This window comes from Xylanibacillus composti (assembly GCF_018403685.1).
Taxonomy (GTDB): Bacteria; Bacillota; Bacilli; order Paenibacillales; family K13; genus Xylanibacillus; species Xylanibacillus composti.
Window position 1 is genome coordinate 1 of sequence record NZ_BOVK01000034.1, and the last position, 1,628, is coordinate 1,628.

General features: G+C 56.2%; 1 rRNA gene. It reads left to right on the plus strand.

What is annotated here, in order from left to right:
- Positions 1-1,628: ribosomal RNA gene (locus tag XYCOK13_RS13030) — 23S ribosomal RNA — on the plus strand; the annotation flags it as partial.

Consider the following 1,628-nt stretch of genomic DNA (forward strand, 5'->3'; position numbering starts at 1 on the left):
GGGTAGGGGAGCGTTCTGTACGGGTGGAAGCTGTACCGTGAGGAGCAGTGGACTGTACAGAAGTGAGAATGCCGGTATAAGTAACGAAAAGACAGGTGAGAATCCTGTCCGCCGAAAGCCTAAGGGTTCCTGAGGAAGGTTCGTCCGCTCAGGGTCAGTCGGGACCTAAGGCGAGGCCGAAAGGCGTAGTCGAAGGACAACAGGTAGACATTCCTGTACCACCGTAGCCGTTATGAGTGATGGGGTGACGCAGGAGGGAAGGACCGCAGACGGATGGAAGGGTCTGTCCAAGCAGTAAGGCGGGTGCATAGGCAAATCCGTGCACTGGTAACGTTGAGCTGTGATGGGGAGGGGAACTTGAAGTACCCGAAGGGTTTGGCCTCATACTGCCGAGAAAAGCCTCTAACCAGGCGAAGGTGCCCGTACCGCAAACCGACACAGGTAGGCGAGCAGAGCATGCTAAGGCGCGCGGAAGAACTCTCGTTAAGGAACTCGGCAAAATGACCCCGTAACTTCGGGAGAAGGGGTGCCTCGGTAGGGTGAATAGCCCGAGGGGGCCGCAGTGAAAAGGCCCAAGCGACTGTTTAGCAAAAACACAGGTCTGTGCGAAGCCGCAAGGCGAAGTATACGGGCTGACGCCTGCCCGGTGCTGGAAGGTTAAGGGGAGAGGTTAGCGTAAGCGAAGCTTTGAACCGAAGCCCCAGTAAACGGCGGCCGTAACTATAACGGTCCTAAGGTAGCGAAATTCCTTGTCAGGTAAATTCTGACCCGCACGAATGGCGTAACGACTTGGGCGCTGTCTCAACGAGAGATCCGGTGAAATTTTAATACCTGTGAAGATGCAGGTTACCCGCGACAAGACGGAAAGACCCCATGGAGCTTTACTGCAGCTTGATATTGGACTGGGGTACGACCTGTACAGGATAGGTGGGAGCCATGGAAGCCGGTGCGCCAGCATCGGTGGAGGCGCCGTTGGGATACCACCCTGGTTGTATTCGAGTTCTAACCTGGTACCGTAAGCCGGTACAGGGACCGTGTCAGGCAGGCAGTTTGACTGGGGCGGTCGCCTCCTAAAGTGTAACGGAGGCGCCCCAAGGTTCCCTCAGAATGGTTGGAAATCATTCGGAGAGTGCAAAGGCAGAAGGGAGCTTGACTGCGAGACGAACAGGTCGAGCAGGGACGAAAGTCGGGCTTAGTGATCCGGTGGTTCTGAATGGAAGGGCCATCGCTCAACGGATAAAAGCTACCCTGGGGATAACAGGCTTATCTCCCCCAAGAGTCCACATCGACGGGGAGGTTTGGCACCTCGATGTCGGCTCATCGCATCCTGGGGCTGAAGTAGGTCCCAAGGGTTGGGCTGTTCGCCCATTAAAGCGGTACGCGAGCTGGGTTCAGAACGTCGTGAGACAGTTCGGTCCCTATCTGTCGCGGGCGCAGGAAATTTGAGAGGAGCTGTCCTTAGTACGAGAGGACCGGGATGGACGTACCGCTGGTGTACCAGTTGTCTCGCCAGAGGCATGGCTGGGTAGCTAAGTACGGAAGGGATAAGCGCTGAAAGCATCTAAGCGTGAAGCCCCCCTCAAGATGAGATTTCCCACATTGGTAAGACCCCTGGTAGACGACCAGGT